This is a genomic window from Vibrio sp. CK2-1 (assembly GCF_021726515.1).
Taxonomy (GTDB): Bacteria; Pseudomonadota; Gammaproteobacteria; order Enterobacterales; family Vibrionaceae; genus Vibrio.
This window is the reverse complement of sequence record NZ_JAKKCJ010000002.1, coordinates 442,537-460,287: the sequence shown is the minus strand read 5'-3', so window position 1 is coordinate 460,287 and position 17,751 is coordinate 442,537. Positions and strand designations below refer to the sequence as shown.

At 42.5% G+C, this 17,751-nt stretch carries 16 protein-coding genes and 1 other RNA gene; 8 read left to right on the top strand and 9 right to left on the bottom strand.

From position 1 onward, the window contains the following. The first annotated feature begins 233 nt into the window (after positions 1–233). Positions 234–434, top strand: a complete 201-nt coding sequence (locus L3V25_RS07010; protein WP_237294710.1) for a DUF1107 domain-containing protein — start codon at positions 234–236, stop codon at positions 432–434. A 93-nt stretch (positions 435–527) separates the two neighbouring features. Here the strand turns inward: L3V25_RS07010 and L3V25_RS07005 are convergent, their stop codons facing one another. Genes L3V25_RS07005 through L3V25_RS06995 form a run of 3 tightly spaced genes read right to left on the bottom strand, consistent with a single transcriptional unit; the run spans position 528 to position 3,519 of the window. Next, positions 528–1,748, bottom strand: coding sequence for an FAD-dependent 2-octaprenylphenol hydroxylase (locus L3V25_RS07005; RefSeq protein ID WP_237294709.1), 1,221 nt, complete (start codon positions 1,746–1,748; stop codon positions 528–530). A gap of 1 nt (position 1,749) precedes the next feature. After that, positions 1,750–2,940: a 2-octaprenyl-6-methoxyphenyl hydroxylase gene (gene ubiH, locus L3V25_RS07000; protein WP_237294708.1), complete on the bottom strand. Its 1,191-nt coding sequence runs from the start codon at positions 2,938–2,940 to the stop codon at positions 1,750–1,752. A gap of 9 nt (positions 2,941–2,949) precedes the next feature. Continuing rightward, positions 2,950–3,519: a YecA family protein gene (locus L3V25_RS06995; RefSeq protein WP_237294707.1), complete on the bottom strand. Its 570-nt coding sequence runs from the start codon at positions 3,517–3,519 to the stop codon at positions 2,950–2,952. A 285-nt stretch (positions 3,520–3,804) separates the two neighbouring features. On the opposite strand from L3V25_RS06995, the gene zapA reads away from it, so the two are divergent. From zapA to serA, 5 genes are all read left to right on the top strand, one after another. Then, entirely contained in the window at positions 3,805–4,080 is a 276-nt protein-coding gene (zapA, locus tag L3V25_RS06990; protein WP_193000460.1) for a cell division protein ZapA, read from the top strand. Between the two features lie 43 nt (positions 4,081–4,123). Beyond that, positions 4,124–4,309: non-coding RNA, 6S RNA (gene ssrS / locus L3V25_RS06985), on the top strand. A gap of 6 nt (positions 4,310–4,315) precedes the next feature. Further along, a complete protein-coding gene (locus tag L3V25_RS06980) occupies positions 4,316–4,939 on the top strand; it encodes a 5-formyltetrahydrofolate cyclo-ligase (RefSeq protein WP_237294706.1) in 624 nt (207 codons plus the stop codon). A gap of 75 nt (positions 4,940–5,014) precedes the next feature. Then, a complete protein-coding gene (gene rpiA, locus L3V25_RS06975) occupies positions 5,015–5,671 on the top strand; it encodes a ribose-5-phosphate isomerase RpiA (protein ID WP_237294705.1) in 657 nt (218 codons plus the stop codon). Between the two features lie 211 nt (positions 5,672–5,882). Next, positions 5,883–7,112, top strand: a complete 1,230-nt coding sequence (serA, locus tag L3V25_RS06970; RefSeq protein ID WP_237294704.1) for a phosphoglycerate dehydrogenase — start codon at positions 5,883–5,885, stop codon at positions 7,110–7,112. Between the two features lie 109 nt (positions 7,113–7,221). Here serA and L3V25_RS06965 read toward each other — a convergent pair whose 3' ends face one another. From L3V25_RS06965 to tkt, 6 genes are all read right to left on the bottom strand, one after another. Then, complete coding sequence (locus L3V25_RS06965; RefSeq protein ID WP_267135432.1) at positions 7,222–7,938, bottom strand: oxidative stress defense protein; 717 nt, start codon at positions 7,936–7,938, stop codon at positions 7,222–7,224. A 107-nt stretch (positions 7,939–8,045) separates the two neighbouring features. Continuing rightward, a complete protein-coding gene (gene mscS / locus L3V25_RS06960) occupies positions 8,046–8,918 on the bottom strand; it encodes a small-conductance mechanosensitive channel MscS (RefSeq protein ID WP_237294703.1) in 873 nt (290 codons plus the stop codon). Between the two features lie 249 nt (positions 8,919–9,167). Further along, positions 9,168–10,244: a class II fructose-bisphosphate aldolase gene (fbaA, locus tag L3V25_RS06955; protein ID WP_237294702.1), complete on the bottom strand. Its 1,077-nt coding sequence runs from the start codon at positions 10,242–10,244 to the stop codon at positions 9,168–9,170. Between the two features lie 193 nt (positions 10,245–10,437). Then, the gene (locus L3V25_RS06950) at positions 10,438–11,601 is read right to left on the bottom strand and encodes a phosphoglycerate kinase (RefSeq protein ID WP_237294701.1); all 1,164 of its coding nucleotides are present in this window, start codon (positions 11,599–11,601) and stop codon (positions 10,438–10,440) included. A gap of 244 nt (positions 11,602–11,845) precedes the next feature. Next, complete coding sequence (gene epd / locus L3V25_RS06945) at positions 11,846–12,889, bottom strand: erythrose-4-phosphate dehydrogenase (RefSeq protein WP_237294700.1); 1,044 nt, start codon at positions 12,887–12,889, stop codon at positions 11,846–11,848. Between the two features lie 121 nt (positions 12,890–13,010). Beyond that, the gene (gene tkt, locus L3V25_RS06940; protein WP_237294699.1) at positions 13,011–15,005 is read right to left on the bottom strand and encodes a transketolase; all 1,995 of its coding nucleotides are present in this window, start codon (positions 15,003–15,005) and stop codon (positions 13,011–13,013) included. A 502-nt stretch (positions 15,006–15,507) separates the two neighbouring features. Here tkt and metK point away from each other — a divergent pair. Together metK and L3V25_RS06930 are read left to right on the top strand one after the other, a co-directional pair. After that, positions 15,508–16,659, top strand: coding sequence for a methionine adenosyltransferase (metK, locus tag L3V25_RS06935; protein WP_237294698.1), 1,152 nt, complete (start codon positions 15,508–15,510; stop codon positions 16,657–16,659). Between the two features lie 205 nt (positions 16,660–16,864). Beyond that, a complete protein-coding gene (locus tag L3V25_RS06930) occupies positions 16,865–17,641 on the top strand; it encodes a DUF2189 domain-containing protein (RefSeq protein ID WP_237294697.1) in 777 nt (258 codons plus the stop codon). The last annotated feature ends 110 nt before the right edge of the window (positions 17,642–17,751 follow it).

Here is a 17,751-nt window from a genome sequence, read left to right as displayed (position 1 = left end):
CTGTGACTATTCGCCCACGCTACTTTTTTCGTGGGCATTTTTTTGCCTAAATCATCACTCAAAACAATAAAGCATCAGCATCTATTTTATTGGCAGATACAAACACTATCATTTCAGATTAAAACAGCATTAAAATTTGATGGCCGCATCATTTTTCACATAAAAAATAAAAATTTAACAATATAGCTTCATAAAACCAGTATAATGACCTCAGTTACTATAAGGATGTTAGTATGAGATTATTTAATAAATATGTACCAAGAGCCGTCGCAAGGCATGTAAGCCGTTTTTTCAAAGGGCGTATTTATATCAATGGTGTGGGTAAGTTTGAATTCGATAATGCAAAGTTAATCATTCCATCACAGGCGCAAGTTCAACATTACAAAATGGTCAAAGAGATCAATCAAGAAATTAGCCGCATGCGCTGTGCTTAGATTAAAATGAATAGAATTGAAAAAGGTTGGCTTTGATAGCCAACCTTTTTTCGTTTATCAGTCGTGTATTTAATTAACCCCAACGGAAGTTATTTACAGTTGAGGAGATTTCGCTTGAGCTAAGCTTGGTAATTTTCCGGTAATACCTAGCGCTCTTTTCATCATTTCTTCTTTCATGCCTGGCAACTGACCAATAAATTGCATGCCAAGCCCACGGACTAACTTCTTAGCCGGGTTTTCCCCTTCAAATAAATCTTTAAAGCCTTGCATCGCCGCGATCATTTTTGCCGCTTCTGCTTTACGCCAGCGTTCATACGATCTCAAATTGCGCTGTAGACCAATATCTTCCCCTTGCTGCCACAAAGTCAATACTTCTTCTGCTAAGCTCGCCGCATCAAGAAAACCTAAGTTTACGCCTTGGCCAGCTAGTGGATGTATGGTGTGCGCCGCATCGCCGACTAACGCAACTCGCTCAACCACAAAGTTGCGTGCATAACGCATTTTCAACGGAAAAGCACAGCGCTCACCTTCAACACTACACAAGCCTAGTCTGGTATCGAACTCACTAGTCAAAACCTGATTAAACGTTGTCTCTGAGCGAGAAAGTAAAGTATCGGCACGGTTAGGATCGGTAGACCAAACTAGAGAACATAAATGAGGATCAGATAACGGCAAGAAAGCGATTGGCCCTTGTGGAGTAAAGATTTGTCTTGCCACACCTTGGTGAGGTTCGGTAGTTCGAATATTCGCAACAATCGCACTATGGCCGTAATCCCAATGCGTTAATGGGATATCTTGATGGGTTCTAACCCAAGAATTCGCTCCATCGGCACCCACGACTAGCTTACTTGAAATAGAGTCGCCATTATCTAGAGTTAACCACGCCTCACTTTCACCAATAGCCATCGTCGCGCAACGATTTGGCATAAATAATGAAACATTCGATAGCTGCTTGACTCGCTCGAGCAAGGCTAATTGAATAACACGATTCTCAACAATATGCCCTAAGTTAGACTGAGCTAAATCATTGGCTTTAAACTCTAAACGAGCAAAGCTGTCTTTTTCCCATACTTCCATCGCATGATAAGGCGCAATTCGACGGCGGGTGATGCCATCCCAAGCTTTAATATTTTTCAGGAAATTTTCACTGGCGCGACTCAATGCGGAAACTCGCGTATCCGGTGCATCATTTAATGATTCATCAGGCGTCTGCCCTTCGATAACCGCAATACGTAAATTACTCTCGGCAAACGAAGCAGCTAAGGCTAGACCTACCATGCCACCGCCAACGATGGTGATATCAAAACTCTGCATGTTATCGCTCCACTAATCCCATAGTACGCTTGACTATAGGTTGCTTAATATAAGGTAAATGATTGATAGCCAGTAAACCTAGGTTACGACCGATACGCATCGCCGGCCAATGATTGGAAAAGCAGTGCACTAAGCTCGCAGTCAATGACATGGTTTGATTACGGTCGCACTCACGTCGCTGTCGGTAACGAGACAGCATAGAATAACAGCCAATATCGCCATGCGATTGATAAGCAGATGAAACTTCTTCCGCTAAGCTGATCACATCACGAATCCCCAAGTTAAAGCCTTGACCGGCAATCGGGTGTAAGGTTTGCGCCGCATTCCCCACAATGGCAAAGCGATGTGATACCACCGAATCTCGATAGCGCAATAACAAGGGATAACAAGCTGGCTTGCCAACTTTGGTTACCTTGCCTAAACGCCAACCAAAATCTTTTTGTAAAGCCGCAATTAACGTTGCTTCATCGGCCTGCATAATCTGTTGTGCTCGCGCCTCTGGCATGCACCACACGACCGAACTACGTCCTTGTGACATAGGTAAAAAAGCCACAGGACCAGTTTCCGTAAAGCGCTCAAATGCTCTACCTTGAGGTGCTATTTCCGTACAAACATTCGCTATCACGGCAAATTGTTCAAAATCGATTTCTTGCAATGGAATATTAAGTTGCTGGCAGCTTTCCGATAACGCGCCATCAGCGGCCACCAGCAAACGAGTCTCGAACATTTGTCCATCATTTAATGAGACGGTAACTTTCTCAAGCGTGCGTTCGATATTCGAAACTTTGGCAGGACAAAAATAGTCAACCGCAGAACAATCACTCAATGCTTGCTGATAAATACGGCCAACATTTTCAAGCTCAACCACATAACCCAAAGCGTCTACGTTCTCTTGCTCTGCGGTAATATCAGCGAGACCAAGATGTCCGCGATCGGAGACTTCAATATCGGTAATCGCCGTCACTAAATCTTCAAAGTGATGCCATAACTCCAACCGCTGTAAAATACTTACCGTGCCATAAGATAGTGCAATCGCGCGCGAATCAAACCCCGGATGAGCTTGCTGCTGATTCATTTGATGGGCTTCAATCACCGCAATGCTCAACTGCCCGCGACACAAACGATCAACCGCTAGAGCTAAGGTTGCACCAGCCATTCCTGCGCCAATAATTGCAATATCGTAACACTTCATAAGATGACCTTAATGTAAGGTTTTAGACTCAGCAGGAGCCGCAGGTTTTGCTGCTAAATCGGCATGAATAGTCAGTACACATACTTTGACATGCTCAATCACTTGTTCTAACAAAATCGCCTGTTCAGAAAAATCATCATCTTCATCGATCCCTAGCTTAGAAATCTCTTCTAGATCGGCGAGTGCTTCTTTGGTTTCGGCAGATAATTTCGCTAAGCTTGAACCTGCAAGCCCTAAACCAGAAATAAAGTGGTTAACCCATTCTGAAACCGCATCGGCATAATTAAGTAATTCATCATCACTTGGCAACAACATGGTCAATTCCATGCTCGTGCCACTTAATTCTTTCATCGAAAATGCATAAAGCGTTTCAGCTAATGTCGCCGCACTTACAGGCCAACCCATTCCGTCATTGGTATAATCAAACAAGATAGTCTTCCAATTATCATTATCCGTTGGAATGCCACCGCTTAACATACCGGCAATTAAGCCCTGTAATTCTGCTGGTGTTACCGATAACGAAGCAGAAGTCAGTTCTGTTAAGGCTTGATTGTAATCAGGTAGGCGAATATCGCTCATGAGTCGTCTCACTTGGTTGGTCAATTTTATTTGAGTATATCAATTCAAAGCCAAGCCCGAAAATGTTAATCCCCAAATAACCGCCATCATCACCAATAAAATGAAGCAAATGACTCACTTTGTAAGCGAATCGGTCAACATTCAGCAAAATAAAAGCCCACACGTCTGAAATGCTTGAACATGTAAGGCAATTTAGCCTATAGTTTCCCCCTCAGTCGAACAATCTTAACCAAGGGTTTTATATTAAGATTGTACTTTTTCATCAGCTATTAAGAGTGCGCCCCAGTGGAAGTCGAAATATTAGGAAAACTCACTCGCGTCAATTGTCCACCGGGACAAGAAGAGGCCTTGCATGCTGCTGCTAATGAATTAAACCGACGCTTGAACCAAATGACTGAACGTACTAAAGTACACAACATTGAACAGCTACTGATTATCGCAGCTTTAAATGCTTGTTATGAAGTTCAAGAATTAAAAGATGAACTTAGTGATAGTCAGCAAATGGCACAGCGCATCGAGCAATTGTCAAAAGCATTAGACAAAGCGCTAGCCAAAAACTAACGCGATTGAATCCGTAAACTCTACATTCAATAACGTAGCCAAATTTACCCTGGAGTGTTTGTCAGAGGATTTAAGTCCCTGAGCCGATAAGCAACAACCCAGGATCGGTATTTGAGAACTATTGAGCAAGCTCGGCTCGTACCGAGAAGCCTACGGTTTTCATTGCGGATCCGCCTTGAACTCGCTGGTTCATAGGTCCATCAATTCTCAACGGCACTTTGGGGTATTCCTTACTATGAAATATCCAATTCAATCTGAACTTTCCCGTTCACAATTACGACAACTGATTCGTCAGCGACGCTCTAGCTTAACCTCTGCTGAACAAACCGCTGCTGGCATCGAACTTCTGGAACAAATCAAACAACTTCCCGCTATCCATGATGCCAACAATATCGCTATCTATCTTTCTTCTGATGGCGAAATAGATACTAAGCCAGTGATTGAGTGGTTATGGCAACAAAATAAAAAAGTCGTGCTACCTGTTTTACACCCGTTTTCTAAGGGACACTTACTTTTCCTTAATTATCATGCTGACAGCCCAATCACTCATAATAAATACGGAATCGCTGAACCTAAACTCGATCAAACTCAGATCTGCCTCATCAAAGACATCGATATTATCTTTACCCCACTGGTCGCCTTTGACCATACAGGACAACGCCTAGGAATGGGCGGAGGGTATTACGATCGCACTCTAGAGCAATGGTTTAATACCGGAATCGGCCCTCTTCCCATCGGCTTAGCTCATGATTGCCAACAAGTAGAACTGATTCCTATAGAGCATTGGGACATTCCATTACCAATATTTGTGACCCCAAGTAACATCTGGCATTGGGAAAAAGCAGAGAAGTCGCTATAATCACGCCGATTTAAACGGAATATCGATAACTACACACTTAAAAGCAATCGATTACTTATCTATTTAGGAGTTCTCATGACACAAGATGAAATGAAAAAAGCCGCTGGTTGGGCTGCTTTAAAATACGTAAAACCAGATACCATTGTGGGCGTGGGAACCGGTTCAACTGTTAATCACTTTATTGACGCGCTTGCGACCATGAAAAACGAAATTGAAGGGGCAGTATCCAGTTCTGTTGCTTCAACTGAAAGACTAAAAGAACTAGGTATTCACGTATTCGATTCGAATGAAGTGGATGGTCTGGACGTTTATATCGATGGTGCTGATGAAATCAACGCGCAAAAAGATATGATCAAAGGCGGTGGCGCAGCATTAACCCGTGAAAAAATTGTCGCGGCAATGTCGAAAACTTTTGTGTGTATTGTTGATGGTACTAAAGCGGTTGACGTTTTAGGTAAATTCCCACTACCGGTTGAAGTTATTCCGATGGCTCGCTCTTATGTGGCTCGTGAACTTGTTAAGCTTGGTGGTACTCCTGAATATCGCCAAGGCATCGTAACCGATAATGGCAATATCATCTTAGATGTTCATAACCTATCGATTGTCGCTCCAAAAGCTCTAGAAGATAAAATTAATAGCATTGCGGGTGTGGTAACGGTTGGTTTATTTGCTCACCGTGGCGCAGATGTAGTGATTACGGGTACACCTGAAGGTGCAAAAATCGAAGAATAATCAGCTATTTTTCTCTTTTTGAAAGTCAATTAAAAAACGGTGCTTAAAAGTGCCGTTTTTTTATACTTTATTCATTAAAAACCTTACCCAAGTTCACATTTTTTTGATATTTTAATTAAATAGTCGCACAAGGAATGTTCAGACAGCCACTAGACGTGGTGATGCCATTGCATGCGCAAGAATCATTATTATCTATTAAGGACGACGTTACATGGCTAAAGTTTCTCTCGGTAAAGATAAAATCAAAATTCTCCTTCTTGAAGGCCTTCACCCATCATCTGTAGAAGTTCTACAATCTGCTGGCTACACCAACATTGAATATCACAAAGGCTCACTTTCAGAAGAGGATCTTCTTGAAGCGGTAAAAGATGTTCACTTCATAGGTCTACGCTCTCGTACCCAACTGACACAAGAAGTATTTGATGCAGCAGAAAAACTTGTCGCAGTAGGTTGTTTTTGTATTGGTACCAATCAGGTCAATCTTAATGCCGCAGCAGCTCGTGGTATTCCTGTGTTTAACGCACCATTCTCGAATACTCGTAGTGTTGCAGAACTCGTTCTAGGCCAGATTTTACTATTACTTCGTGGTATCCCAGAGAAGAATGCACTGGCTCACCGTGGTATCTGGAAGAAGAGCGCCGATGCATCTTATGAAGCGCGCGGAAAACGTCTTGGTATTATCGGTTATGGGCACATCGGTACTCAGTTGAGTATTCTGGCTGAAAACTTAGGTATGCGCGTTTATTACTATGATATTGAAAACAAGTTATCACTTGGTAATGCCACTCAAGTCTCGACCATGAGTGAATTGCTCAATAAATCAGACATTATTTCTCTGCATGTGCCAGAAACCATGAGCACCAAAGAAATGATGGGCGCGGATGAGTTTGCACAAATGAAGCCGGGTGCGATCTTTATTAACGCCGCTCGCGGGACTGTCGTCGATATTCCTGCACTATGTGATGCTTTAGAGTCTGGTCACCTAGGTGGCGCAGCAATTGACGTATTCCCAGTAGAGCCAAAAACCAATAACGACCCATTTGAATCACCACTGATGAAGTTTGATAACGTGATTCTAACCCCTCACATTGGTGGTTCAACTCAGGAAGCTCAAGAAAACATTGGTATTGAAGTGGCTGGCAAGCTAGCTAAGTACTCAGATAATGGTTCGACGCTGTCTTGTGTTAACTTCCCAGAGGTATCACTACCTGAGCATATTGGCACCTCTCGCCTACTTCATATTCACGAAAACCGCCCGGGTATTCTGACTCAAATTAACACCATTTTTGCAGAAGCTGGAATTAACATTGCGGCGCAGTATCTACAAACGAACGCTGAGATGGGTTATGTGGTGATCGATATCGAAGCGGAACGCTCAGAAGAAGCACTAGATAAAATGAAAGCGGTACCAGGCACAATTCGCGCTCGTATTCTGCATTAATTTTTGTAGCTTCTATATTTTGTAGCTTCTATAAAAACAAAACAGCGACCTATTATAAGGTCGCTGTTTTTATTTGTGTTTACTCAACTACTTGCTAAGTAAATACCCATTAATTTTTCAATTTAAAAATCACATCCACTTGATCGCTGATTGTCATCTCTTCATCTTGATAACCTTGATCGGCAGCGCGAGATTCCATTGCCACCGCTTTTGCCATCATAACGGGGCGAATCGAGTTACTACGATACACAATCGACCATACGCCATCTAACTCACTATCAAAGCCTTTCGCTAACTGCTGAGCTTTTTGCTTAGCGTCTGCAATCGCAGCTTGGCGAGCTTGCTGCTTATACTGAGTTTCATCTTTCACTTTTAGATTAATGTTGTTAACTCGATTCACCCCACTTTGTAGCGCCAGATCGAGATAAGTATTCAGTTTATCTAATTGCTCCACCGTCACGGTAATGTCACGTACCGCTCGATAACCATTGAGAACAGGCTTACCATCTTTCGGGTAGTTATATTGAGGCGATAACTGTAAGTGACTACTTACAATCGATTTACGTGCCATGCCCGATTTTGTTAAAGAGGCGATAAAGGTTTCAACTACTTTATCGACTGCGGCTTTGGCTTGTTTCGCTTGGCTTCTATCCGCTTGAATCGCGACGGAAAACTCAGCTATATCAGGCTTTGCAATCACTTCCCCATAACCAGTTGTCGATAGTGTCGGCACATTAATATCATTAGCCATCGCGGCAGGTGTCGCCACCAGCAATGACAAACAAAGCGTAGTGAATGAAAGAAACTGTGTACTTACTCTTTTCATAACAACCTCTAAAATGTGGAATTCGTTATATATTCAATTCACAATACTCTAGCAATAAAAAAGGCGCACTAGGCGCCTTTTTTCAATAATTTACACTAAGCTGAAAATTAACCTTCTAGCTTGTTTAAGTGTACATCCATTTGTGGGAATGGGATTTCGATACCTTCAGCATCAAGCTCTTCTTTAATCGCTTGTAGCAAATCGAAATATACATCCCAGTAGTCTGCAGTTTTAACCCATGGACGTACCACGAAGTTTACTGATGAATCCGCTAATGCAACGACACCAACAGTTGGCGCTGGAGTTTGAAGTACGCGTTTCTCTGATTCTAATACACGAGTAATCACATCTTTGGTTTTCTTCAAATCAGCTTTGTAAGAAACACCGATAACATAGTCAATACGACGAGTTGCGTGGCGAGAGTAGTTGACAATCGCACCACCAATCACGCTGCCGTTTGGAACAACGATCATTTTGTTATCAGGAGTGGTTAATACGGTTTGGAAAATTTGGATAGACTCAACACTACCTGCAACACCACCAATTTCAACGTAGTCACCAGCTTTGAATGGGCGGAATGCCACAATCAATACACCTGCTGCAAAGTTAGCAAGAGAGCCTTGTAGAGCTAAACCAACCGCTAAACCAGCCGCACCTATAACCGCTACGACAGAAGCTGTTTGTACGCCAACTTTACCTAACGCTGCAATAAGAACAATAACGAATAGAACATAGCGAACTAGCGAACCAACGAAATGAACAACCGCTTGGTCCATTTTTTTCTTTTCAAGAACTTTAGATACGCTGTTGCTGATCATTTTAACGATAATATTACCGATAAAAAGAATAAGAATGGCGGAAATGATATTTACACCATACTGGATAAGAAGTTCTGAATGGCTTTCTAACCATTTACCAGCTTCAGGAACAATGTGTGCCGCTTGTTCTACTTGCTCTTTTACTACATCTTCTGCAGACATAATGATTTCCTTATAAATATAAAAGGTTATAACCAAAAAGGGACTTACTAAAACAGTGATAATTAACTGATAGTAACTCTGTAAATATATAAGAGTTTACCTACGAATGAAAATGATTTGTTAAGAACAATGCCACTTTCATAACTACATAATTTAATTAGATGAGACTTTTACTAATCCTTGATCCATAGATAAAAAAAACCTCGCATTTTTATGCGAGGTTTTTGTCAAACACTTATTAAAGACGAATTATAGTACGTCGATAGCGTTAAGGTCAGCGAACGCTTTTTCAAGACGTGCAACCATAGACGCTTGACCAGCACGTAGCCATACGCGAGGATCGTAGTATTTTTTGTTTGGCGCAGATTCGCCAGTTGGGTTACCGATTTGACCTTGTAGGTAATCGTGATTTTCAGCTTCGTATGCACGAACGCCATCCCAACATGCCCACTGAGTATCAGTATCGATGTTCATTTTGATAACACCGTAGCCGATTGACTCTTGGATTTCAGCTTCAGAAGAACCAGAACCACCGTGGAATACGAAGTTTAGAGAGTTAGCTGGTAGGCCAAATTTCTCAGAAACGTGCGCTTGTGAATCACGTAGGATAGTTGGAGTAAGAACAACGTTACCCGCTTGGTAAACACCGTGTACGTTACCGAAAGATGCAGCGATAGTGAAACGTGGGCTTACTGCGCTTAGTTTCTCGTATGCGTATGCAACGTCTTCTGGAGAAGTGTAAAGCTCAGATGCGTCCATATCAGAGTTATCAACGCCATCTTCTTCACCACCAGTACAACCTAGTTCGATTTCGATAGTCATGTTCATTTTAGCCATGCGCTCTAGGTACTTAGCACATGTTTCAACGTTCTCTTCTAGAGACTCTTCAGAAAGGTCTAGCATGTGAGAAGAGAATAGAGGCTTACCAGTTTCAGCGAAGTGTTTTTCACCTGCGTCTAGTAGACCGTCGATCCAAGGAAGAAGTTTCTTAGCAGCGTGGTCAGTGTGAAGGATCACAGGTACACCGTAAGTTTCAGCAACAGCGTGTACGTATTTCGCACCAGCAACTGCACCTAGGATTTGTGCACCTTGGCCTTCAAGCTTAACGCCTTTACCAGCAAAGAAAGCAGCGCCGCCGTTAGAGAACTGAACGATTACAGGAGCTTTTACTTTTGCTGCTGCTTCTAGTACTGCGTTTACAGAGTCAGTGTTAACAACGTTAACTGCAGGAAGAGCAAATTTGTTTTCTTTTGCTACTTCAAAAACTTTCTGTACGTCATCACCAGAGATAACACCAGGTTTTACAAAATCGAAGATCTTAGACATGGGTTTAGTCCTATTTTTCTATCGTTTAAAATCCCGTTCAAAGAACGAAATCGTTAATTAAATAAACGTTTGCTTGATAACGGGAGCATTGTAGCAACAAACCGCTTCAATTCACATAGTGTGATCTACGCAACAGATAAAAATCTACAAACGTAAAAAAGGCGAGAATTTTCTCCCGCCTTATTTTCAAACATTAAGCTTTTGCACGCTCTTCAAGCATTGCAACTGCAGGTAATACTTTACCTTCTACAAACTCAAGGAAAGCACCGCCACCCGTTGAGATGTAAGATACGTCAGCTTTAATGCCAAACTTGTCGATAGCCGCTAGCGTGTCACCGCCGCCTGCAACAGAGAAACCAGCTGATTCTGCAATTGCTTTAGAAATACCCGCTGTACCTGCTTCAAAGTTTTTGAATTCAAATACGCCAACAGGGCCATTCCAAAGAATTGTTTTTGCATTCATGATGATGTCTGCAAGTACTTTTGTTGATTCAGGGCCAAGGTCAAAAATCATGTCGTCGTCTTGAACGTCAGCAACATTCTTGATTTCAGCTTCCGCATTTTCATCAAACGCTTTTGCACAGGCAACATCAGTCGCAACTGGAATTGCACAATCTTTCATTAATTTTTTAGCAGTATCTACTAGATCAGCTTCGTATAGAGATTTACCAACATTGTGGCCTTCAGCTGCAATGAAAGTATTGGCAATACCACCACCAACTACTAGTTGGTCAGCGATTTTAGATAAAGACTCAAGTACGGTTAGTTTAGTAGAAACTTTAGAACCACCAACGATAGCAACTAGCGGACGCTCTGGGTTATCCATTGCTTTGCCTAGTGCTTCAAGTTCAGCAGCAAGTAAAGGACCCGCACAAGCGATTGGAGCATTCATACCAACACCGTGAGTCGATGCTTGAGCACGGTGAGCCGTACCAAATGCATCCATTACGAATACGTCACAAAGTGCTGCGTATTTTTTAGATAGCTCTTCTTCGTTTTTCTTCTCGCCTTTGTTAAAGCGAACGTTTTCAAGAACAACAAGCTCACCAGCATTTAATTCGATACCGTCTAGGTAATCTTTTGCTAGTTTAACGTCACAATCTAATGCGTCGTTTAAGTAGTTAACGACAGGAGCAAGAGAGAACTCTTCGTTGTATTCACCTTCAGTTGGGCGACCTAGGTGAGAAGTCACCATTACTTTTGCGCCAGCTTCTAGGCAAGTTTTGATCGTTGGTAAAGACGCTAAGATACGAGCATCTGAAGTTACTTTACCGTCTTTTACTGGCACGTTTAGGTCAGCACGAATGAATACACGTTTACCTGCAAGATCCAGGTCAGTCATCTTGATTACAGACATTATTTGTCCTCTCAATGTTAGTGAAATTAAAAATATTTAAACCATTACCATCCGGCATAGTGCCCAATGATCAAATTTCTTATCTAGCAATTTCTATCTAGCTTAGCGACTAAATCGCCTTCCTGTAAACCGAACAGGGCTAATCATTTCATTACCCAATATACTGGGGGCGACCATTTATTATTTCAAGCTAAAAAATAATAAATCGACTATTTATTCGTCACAACCGTAAATTTAGTCAATCTTATTTTGAGTCAAGCATTGAACCCATTGTTAATGCGGTATCGAGCATTCGGTTGGCAAAGCCCCACTCGTTATCACACCACACTAACATTTTTACTAAGCGATGATTACTGACGCGAGTTTGCGAACCATCCACAATCGCACTGTGCGAGTCATGATTGAAATCAATCGAAACCAAAGGCGCTTCGGTGTAATCCAATATGCCGTCCAATGTACAACGAGATGCTTCCACGATAGATTGATTTACGTCATTAACATCGACATTTTTGTGAACTGTGACACTTAAATCCATCGCTGTGACATTAATTGTAGGCACTCGAACTGAAATTGCTTCAAATTTATCAGCAAATTTTGGGTAAATTCTGGCGATGCCTAAATGAAGCTTAGTATCAACCGGAATGATAGATTGGCTGGCCGCTCGAGAACGGCGTAAATCCGAGTGATAAGCATCAATCACTTGCTGATCGTTCATTGATGAGTGAATGGTGGTAATGGTGCCCGATTCAATACCAAAGCTATCATCCAGCGCTTTGATCACCGGAATAATACAGTTAGTGGTACAAGAGCCATTTGATACCACATGATGCTCAGCCGTCAGTGTTTCGTGATTCACACCGTAGATAATGGTGTTATCGACATCATTACCGCCGGGGTGAGAAAACAACACTCGTTTTGCTCCAGCTTGAATATGCAATTGGCCATCGGCTTGAGAGCCAAACTTACCTGTACAATCTAAAACGATATCGGCATTTAAATCTTTCCAAGGCAGAAGCTTGGCATCTGAGAGGTGCAATATACGAATCGAGTCAAAACCCGGTTCGACCTTATCGTTGTGATGAATTAAAAGATGTTCTTGATCATGAGTCACTTTTTTGAAGAAACGACCATGGCTTGAATCATATTGCAGTAGGTGCGCCATGCCTTCCGGTTCGGCCAATTCATTAATTGCTACTACTTGAATCGACTGATTTTTGCCACTTTCATATAAAGCGCGCAATACACTGCGTCCAATTCGACCAAATCCATTAATAGCAATTCTGAGCATAATCATTCCGTGGCATCAATCTAAAGTGGCAGTATGTTACCTCATCGCCTTTTAATACGCATTAAAAAAGCCGAGCAATCATGCCCGGCTTTCATCTTGCAATTACTTTAATTCAAAAGGATTAAGCAATTAACTCTTTCGCAGTTTCTACTACGTTTTCAACCGTAAAGCCGAACATTTTAAATAGTTCACCTGCTGGTGCAGACTCACCAAATGTTGTCATACCGATGATACGACCATCTAGGCCAACGTACTTGAACCAGTAATCCGCAATACCCGCTTCAATAGCGATACGAGCCGTTACGTCAGATGGTAGTACAGATTCACGGTAAGCCGCGTCTTGCTTGTCGAATGCATCAGTCGATGGCATAGAAACCACACGTACTTGCTTACCTTCAGCAGAAAGTTGCGCTGCCGCTTCAACCGCTAGTTCAACTTCAGAACCCGTAGCAATCAAGATTAACTCTGGCTTACCAGAGCAATCTTTAAGAATGTAAGCACCTTTAGCAATGTTTGCTACTTGCTCAGCATTACGCTCTTGTTGTGCTAGGTTTTGACGAGAGAAAATCAGCGCCGAAGGTGCATCTTTACGCTCAATCGCAAGTTTCCATGCTACTGCAGATTCAACTTGGTCACATGGACGCCATGTGCTCATATTTGGAGTCATACGAAGTGATGCCATTTGCTCAACCGGTTGGTGAGTTGGACCATCTTCACCTAGGCCAATTGAATCGTGTGTGTAAACTTGAATGTTTTGCACTTTCATCAATGATGCCATACGCATTGCGTTACGAGCGTATTCCATAAACATTAGGAATGTTGCGCCGTAAGGAATGAAACCACCGTGTAGGGCGATACCATTAATGACCGCTGTCATACCAAATTCACGCACACCGTAATGAATGTAGTTACCTGAAGCATCTTCAGCCGTTAAAGACTTAGAGCCAGACCACATAGTTAGGTTTGAAGGTGCAAGGTCAGCAGAGCCGCCCATGAACTCAGGAAGCATTTGACCAAACGCTTCTAGTGCATTTTGAGATGCTTTACGTGAAGCGATGTTCGCAGGGTTTGCTTGAAGATCAGCAATAATTGCGTTTGCTTTTTCTTCCCATTCTTTAGGAAGATCACCCGCCATACGACGTTTGAATTCTGCCGCTAGCTCAGGGTAAGCCGCTTCATAAGCAGCCAGCTTTTCATTCCAAGCCGCTTCTTTTGCTGCGCCGGCTTCTTTGGCATCCCATTCAGCGTAGATATCTGAAGGAATTTCAAATGGACCGTGTTCCCAGCCTAGTTGAGCTTTAGTCGCTGTAATTTCGTCAGCACCTAGTGGAGCGCCGTGACAGTCGTGCGTGCCCGCTTTGTTTGGAGAACCAAAACCAATAACCGTTTTAGTACAGATAAGCGTTGGACGAGGATCCGCTTTCGCAGCTGTAATCGCCGCTTCAATCGCATCAGAATCGTGACCATCAACAGCAGGAATTACATGCCAGCCGTATGCTTCAAAACGCTTAGGTGTATCGTCTGCAAACCAACCTTCTACGTGACCATCGATAGAAATACCGTTGTCATCCCAGAATGCAACCAATTTACCTAGACCTAGCACACCTGCTAAAGAAGCCGCTTCGTGTGAAATACCTTCCATCAAGCAGCCATCGCCAAGGAATGTATAAGTAAAGTGATCAACGATATCGTGACCTTCACGGTTAAACTGAGCCGCTAATGCTTTTTCAGCTAACGCCATACCAACCGCATTGGTGATACCTTGGCCTAGTGGGCCAGTAGTCGTTTCAACACCAGGTGCATAACCATACTCAGGGTGACCTGGAGTTTTTGAATGCAATTGGCGGAAGTTTTTCAGCTCAGAAAGAGGAAGGTCATAACCAGAAAGGTGAAGCAAAGAGTAAATCAGCATCGAACCGTGGCCATTTGAAAGCACGAAACGGTCGCGATCAAACCACTCAGGGTTTTGTGGGTTGTGATTCAAGTGACCACGCCAAAGAACTTCAGCGATATCGGCCATGCCCATTGGGGCGCCTGGGTGGCCTGAATTAGCCTGTTGAACACCGTCCATGCTAAGTGCGCGGATTGCATTTGCTAGATCTTTACGAGACGTCATGTCTGCTCCTGATTTGTGCATTAAAAGTGCATAAGCGATTTATTAAAGGTTGGGAAAGCTCGCCGAATACATCAACTCACTTTAAATTCTGCGTGGTATTGTCGCAAAGCGACTGCATGACTGCAAACTTTAACCACTTGATATTTTCTCTTTTGGGGTTATTTTTTTTGCTTTTTTAGCATTGTCACATTATTTCCCCTCAATGCCCGACATTATGGGAACGCAATCGAATACGTCAATAGAGAGAAAGGTGAATTAATAGACATTTCCTCTCCCTCTACTATCTCACTTTTAAGACAGCTAAATAGCAAAAAGATAAAAAAGGCTTGTAATTCGACCAATCAAAACTAGAATAGACGTCTAGATGTAGAAACACCTACAGAATTTATTGTTTTTTAAAAGACGCGATTCATAGCATTGGCTATATAAGAACGCGTCTTTTCTAACTTAACCGCATTCATCAAGCGATGAATTGGCGTGATTCAAAGTGGAGCACTCACACATGGCTAAGCATTTATTTACTTCAGAATCTGTATCTGAAGGTCATCCTGATAAAATTGCTGATCAGATTTCTGATGCAGTATTGGATGCAATCCTAGAGCAAGATCCTAAAGCACGTGTGGCGTGTGAAACTTACGTAAAAACCGGCATGGTAATGGTTGGCGGCGAAGTTACCACTTCAGCTTGGGTTGATATTGAAGAAATTACTCGCGAAACCGTTCGTGAAATTGGTTATGTTCATTCTGATATGGGCTTTGATGCGGATTCTTGCGCAGTATTAAATACTATCGGTAAACAATCTCCAGACATCAACCAAGGGGTTGATAAAGCCGATCCTAAAGATCAAGGCGCTGGCGACCAAGGTATTATGTTTGGTTATGCATGTAACGAAACAGAAGTATTGATGCCTGCCCCAATTACTTACTCTCACCTACTTGTACAAAAGCAAGCTGAAGTACGTAAAAGCGGCAAACTTGATTTCTTACGCCCTGATGCAAAATCTCAAGTTACCTTCCAATACGATCAAGGCAAGATTGTAGGTATTGATGCAGTTGTACTATCAACTCAGCACTGTGATTCAATTACTACACCGGATCTACGTGAAGCGGTAATGGAAGAAATCATCAAACCTGTACTGCCTTCTGAGTGGCTAAATAAAGAAACTAAATTCTTTATCAACCCAACCGGTCGTTTTGTTATCGGTGGCCCAATGGGTGACTGTGGCCTTACCGGTCGTAAAATCATCGTTGATACCTACGGCGGCGCAGCTCGTCACGGTGGCGGTGCATTCTCTGGTAAAGATCCATCAAAAGTTGACCGTTCAGCGGCTTACGCAGCTCGTTACGTAGCAAAAAACATCGTAGCAGCTGGTCTTGCGGATCGTTGTGAGATTCAATTGTCTTACGCAATCGGCGTAGCAGAACCAACCTCTATCATGGTAGAAACATTTGGCACTGAAAAAGTACCATCTGACATCATCATTGAAGCGGTTCGTCAGCACTTCGACTTACGTCCATACGGCCTACAAGAAATGTTGAACCTACTTCAACCTATCTACAAGAAAACCGCTGCTTATGGTCACTTTGGTCGTGAAGAATTCCCATGGGAAGCAACGGACAAAGCAGAAGCACTACGTGGATTTGCTGGCTTATAATTAGCCTTTAGAACAAAACACTGTACTTTCAAACCCTTGCCATTCGGTGAGGGTTTTTTATTACCTATTAAATATTCCCTCTCATTATTCCTACCCGTTAAATTCGCACAAATTTTAATCATTAAATTTGTAATTATCCCAAACAGCGACAATATTTATATACACAAGCACAGACTTGTTCCCTCATGAACTGCCAGGAGGATTTATGCCTCGTACTGCCAAACCATCAGATTTTAGAACACCAGATAGCGAATATGCTCGCACCATACCTTGTGAGAAGATCGCTACATCCGCACCATTACAATGGCTGAAACTCGGCTTTCGCGATATTTTCAAAGCCCCTGTGATCAGCTTATTTTATGGTATTTGCTTTGCTGCTGCCGCCGCAGGTATTCAGTGGCTAGTCTATTTGCAAGGTTCTCATTTAGTGATTTTCCCTAGCCTGATTGTCTATATGTTAATCGGCCCATTTTTAGCACTAGGGCTATACGATGCGAGCTGGCAAATAGAAAAACACCATAAACCTAAATTATTCCATTCCATAAAAGCGATTAAACGCAATGGGGTTTCACAATGGAGTTTTGCCCTACTGCTTTGTGTAGCGATGATCTTCTGGATGCGTATTGCTGCCCTTTTACATGCCTTATACCCAGAAATGCAAGGCGCCTCAATCGAAGCCTTCCTACCCTTTTTAATTAGCGGTTCTGTGGTTGGGTTTATTTTCTCGTGTGTCATTTTTTCAATGTCAGCATTTTCCATTCCTTTAATGATGGAAAGACGAGTCGATATGATGACCGCTGTTTTTACTAGCTATAACGCCGTCAAAAATAACCTAGGTGCAATGGTCGTATGGGCAGGAATCATTGTGGTATGTATCGGTTTTGGCTTTGCCACAGCAGGTATAGGAATGATCATTGCGATGCCCGTTTTAGGCTTTGCCACTTGGCATGGTTACCGACAAACTATTAGTCGTAAACATTAAAACACTCAGCCGTAAACATTAATTGTATCTCCTACCTTTCTCTATTAACATTCGGCTTCCTCTATCGGTTCTGAATGTTAGTAGAGACTCATTGTGTCAGCCATTGTCGT

What these genes read in the sequence shown, in the direction of transcription:
- L3V25_RS06950 (WP_237294701.1), bottom strand. Translation starts at nt 11,601, where the DNA reads ATGTCTGTAATCAAGATGACTGACCTGGATCTTGCAGGTAAACGTGTA.
- L3V25_RS07005 (WP_237294709.1), bottom strand. Translation starts at nt 1,748, where the DNA reads ATGCAGAGTTTTGATATCACCATCGTTGGCGGTGGCATGGTAGGTCTA.
- L3V25_RS07010 (WP_237294710.1), top strand. Translation starts at nt 234, where the DNA reads ATGAGATTATTTAATAAATATGTACCAAGAGCCGTCGCAAGGCATGTA.
- serA (WP_237294704.1), top strand. Translation starts at nt 5,883, where the DNA reads ATGGCTAAAGTTTCTCTCGGTAAAGATAAAATCAAAATTCTCCTTCTT.
- tkt (WP_237294699.1), bottom strand. Translation starts at nt 15,005, where the DNA reads ATGACGTCTCGTAAAGATCTAGCAAATGCAATCCGCGCACTTAGCATG.
- L3V25_RS06965 (WP_267135432.1), bottom strand. Translation starts at nt 7,938, where the DNA reads ATGAAAAGAGTAAGTACACAGTTTCTTTCATTCACTACGCTTTGTTTG.
- L3V25_RS06995 (WP_237294707.1), bottom strand. Translation starts at nt 3,519, where the DNA reads ATGAGCGATATTCGCCTACCTGATTACAATCAAGCCTTAACAGAACTG.
- L3V25_RS06980 (WP_237294706.1), top strand. Translation starts at nt 4,316, where the DNA reads ATGAAATATCCAATTCAATCTGAACTTTCCCGTTCACAATTACGACAA.
- epd (WP_237294700.1), bottom strand. Translation starts at nt 12,889, where the DNA reads ATGCTCAGAATTGCTATTAATGGATTTGGTCGAATTGGACGCAGTGTA.
- ubiH (WP_237294708.1), bottom strand. Translation starts at nt 2,940, where the DNA reads ATGAAGTGTTACGATATTGCAATTATTGGCGCAGGAATGGCTGGTGCA.
- rpiA (WP_237294705.1), top strand. Translation starts at nt 5,015, where the DNA reads ATGACACAAGATGAAATGAAAAAAGCCGCTGGTTGGGCTGCTTTAAAA.
- L3V25_RS06930 (WP_237294697.1), top strand. Translation starts at nt 16,865, where the DNA reads ATGCCTCGTACTGCCAAACCATCAGATTTTAGAACACCAGATAGCGAA.
- fbaA (WP_237294702.1), bottom strand. Translation starts at nt 10,244, where the DNA reads ATGTCTAAGATCTTCGATTTTGTAAAACCTGGTGTTATCTCTGGTGAT.
- metK (WP_237294698.1), top strand. Translation starts at nt 15,508, where the DNA reads ATGGCTAAGCATTTATTTACTTCAGAATCTGTATCTGAAGGTCATCCT.
- mscS (WP_237294703.1), bottom strand. Translation starts at nt 8,918, where the DNA reads ATGTCTGCAGAAGATGTAGTAAAAGAGCAAGTAGAACAAGCGGCACAC.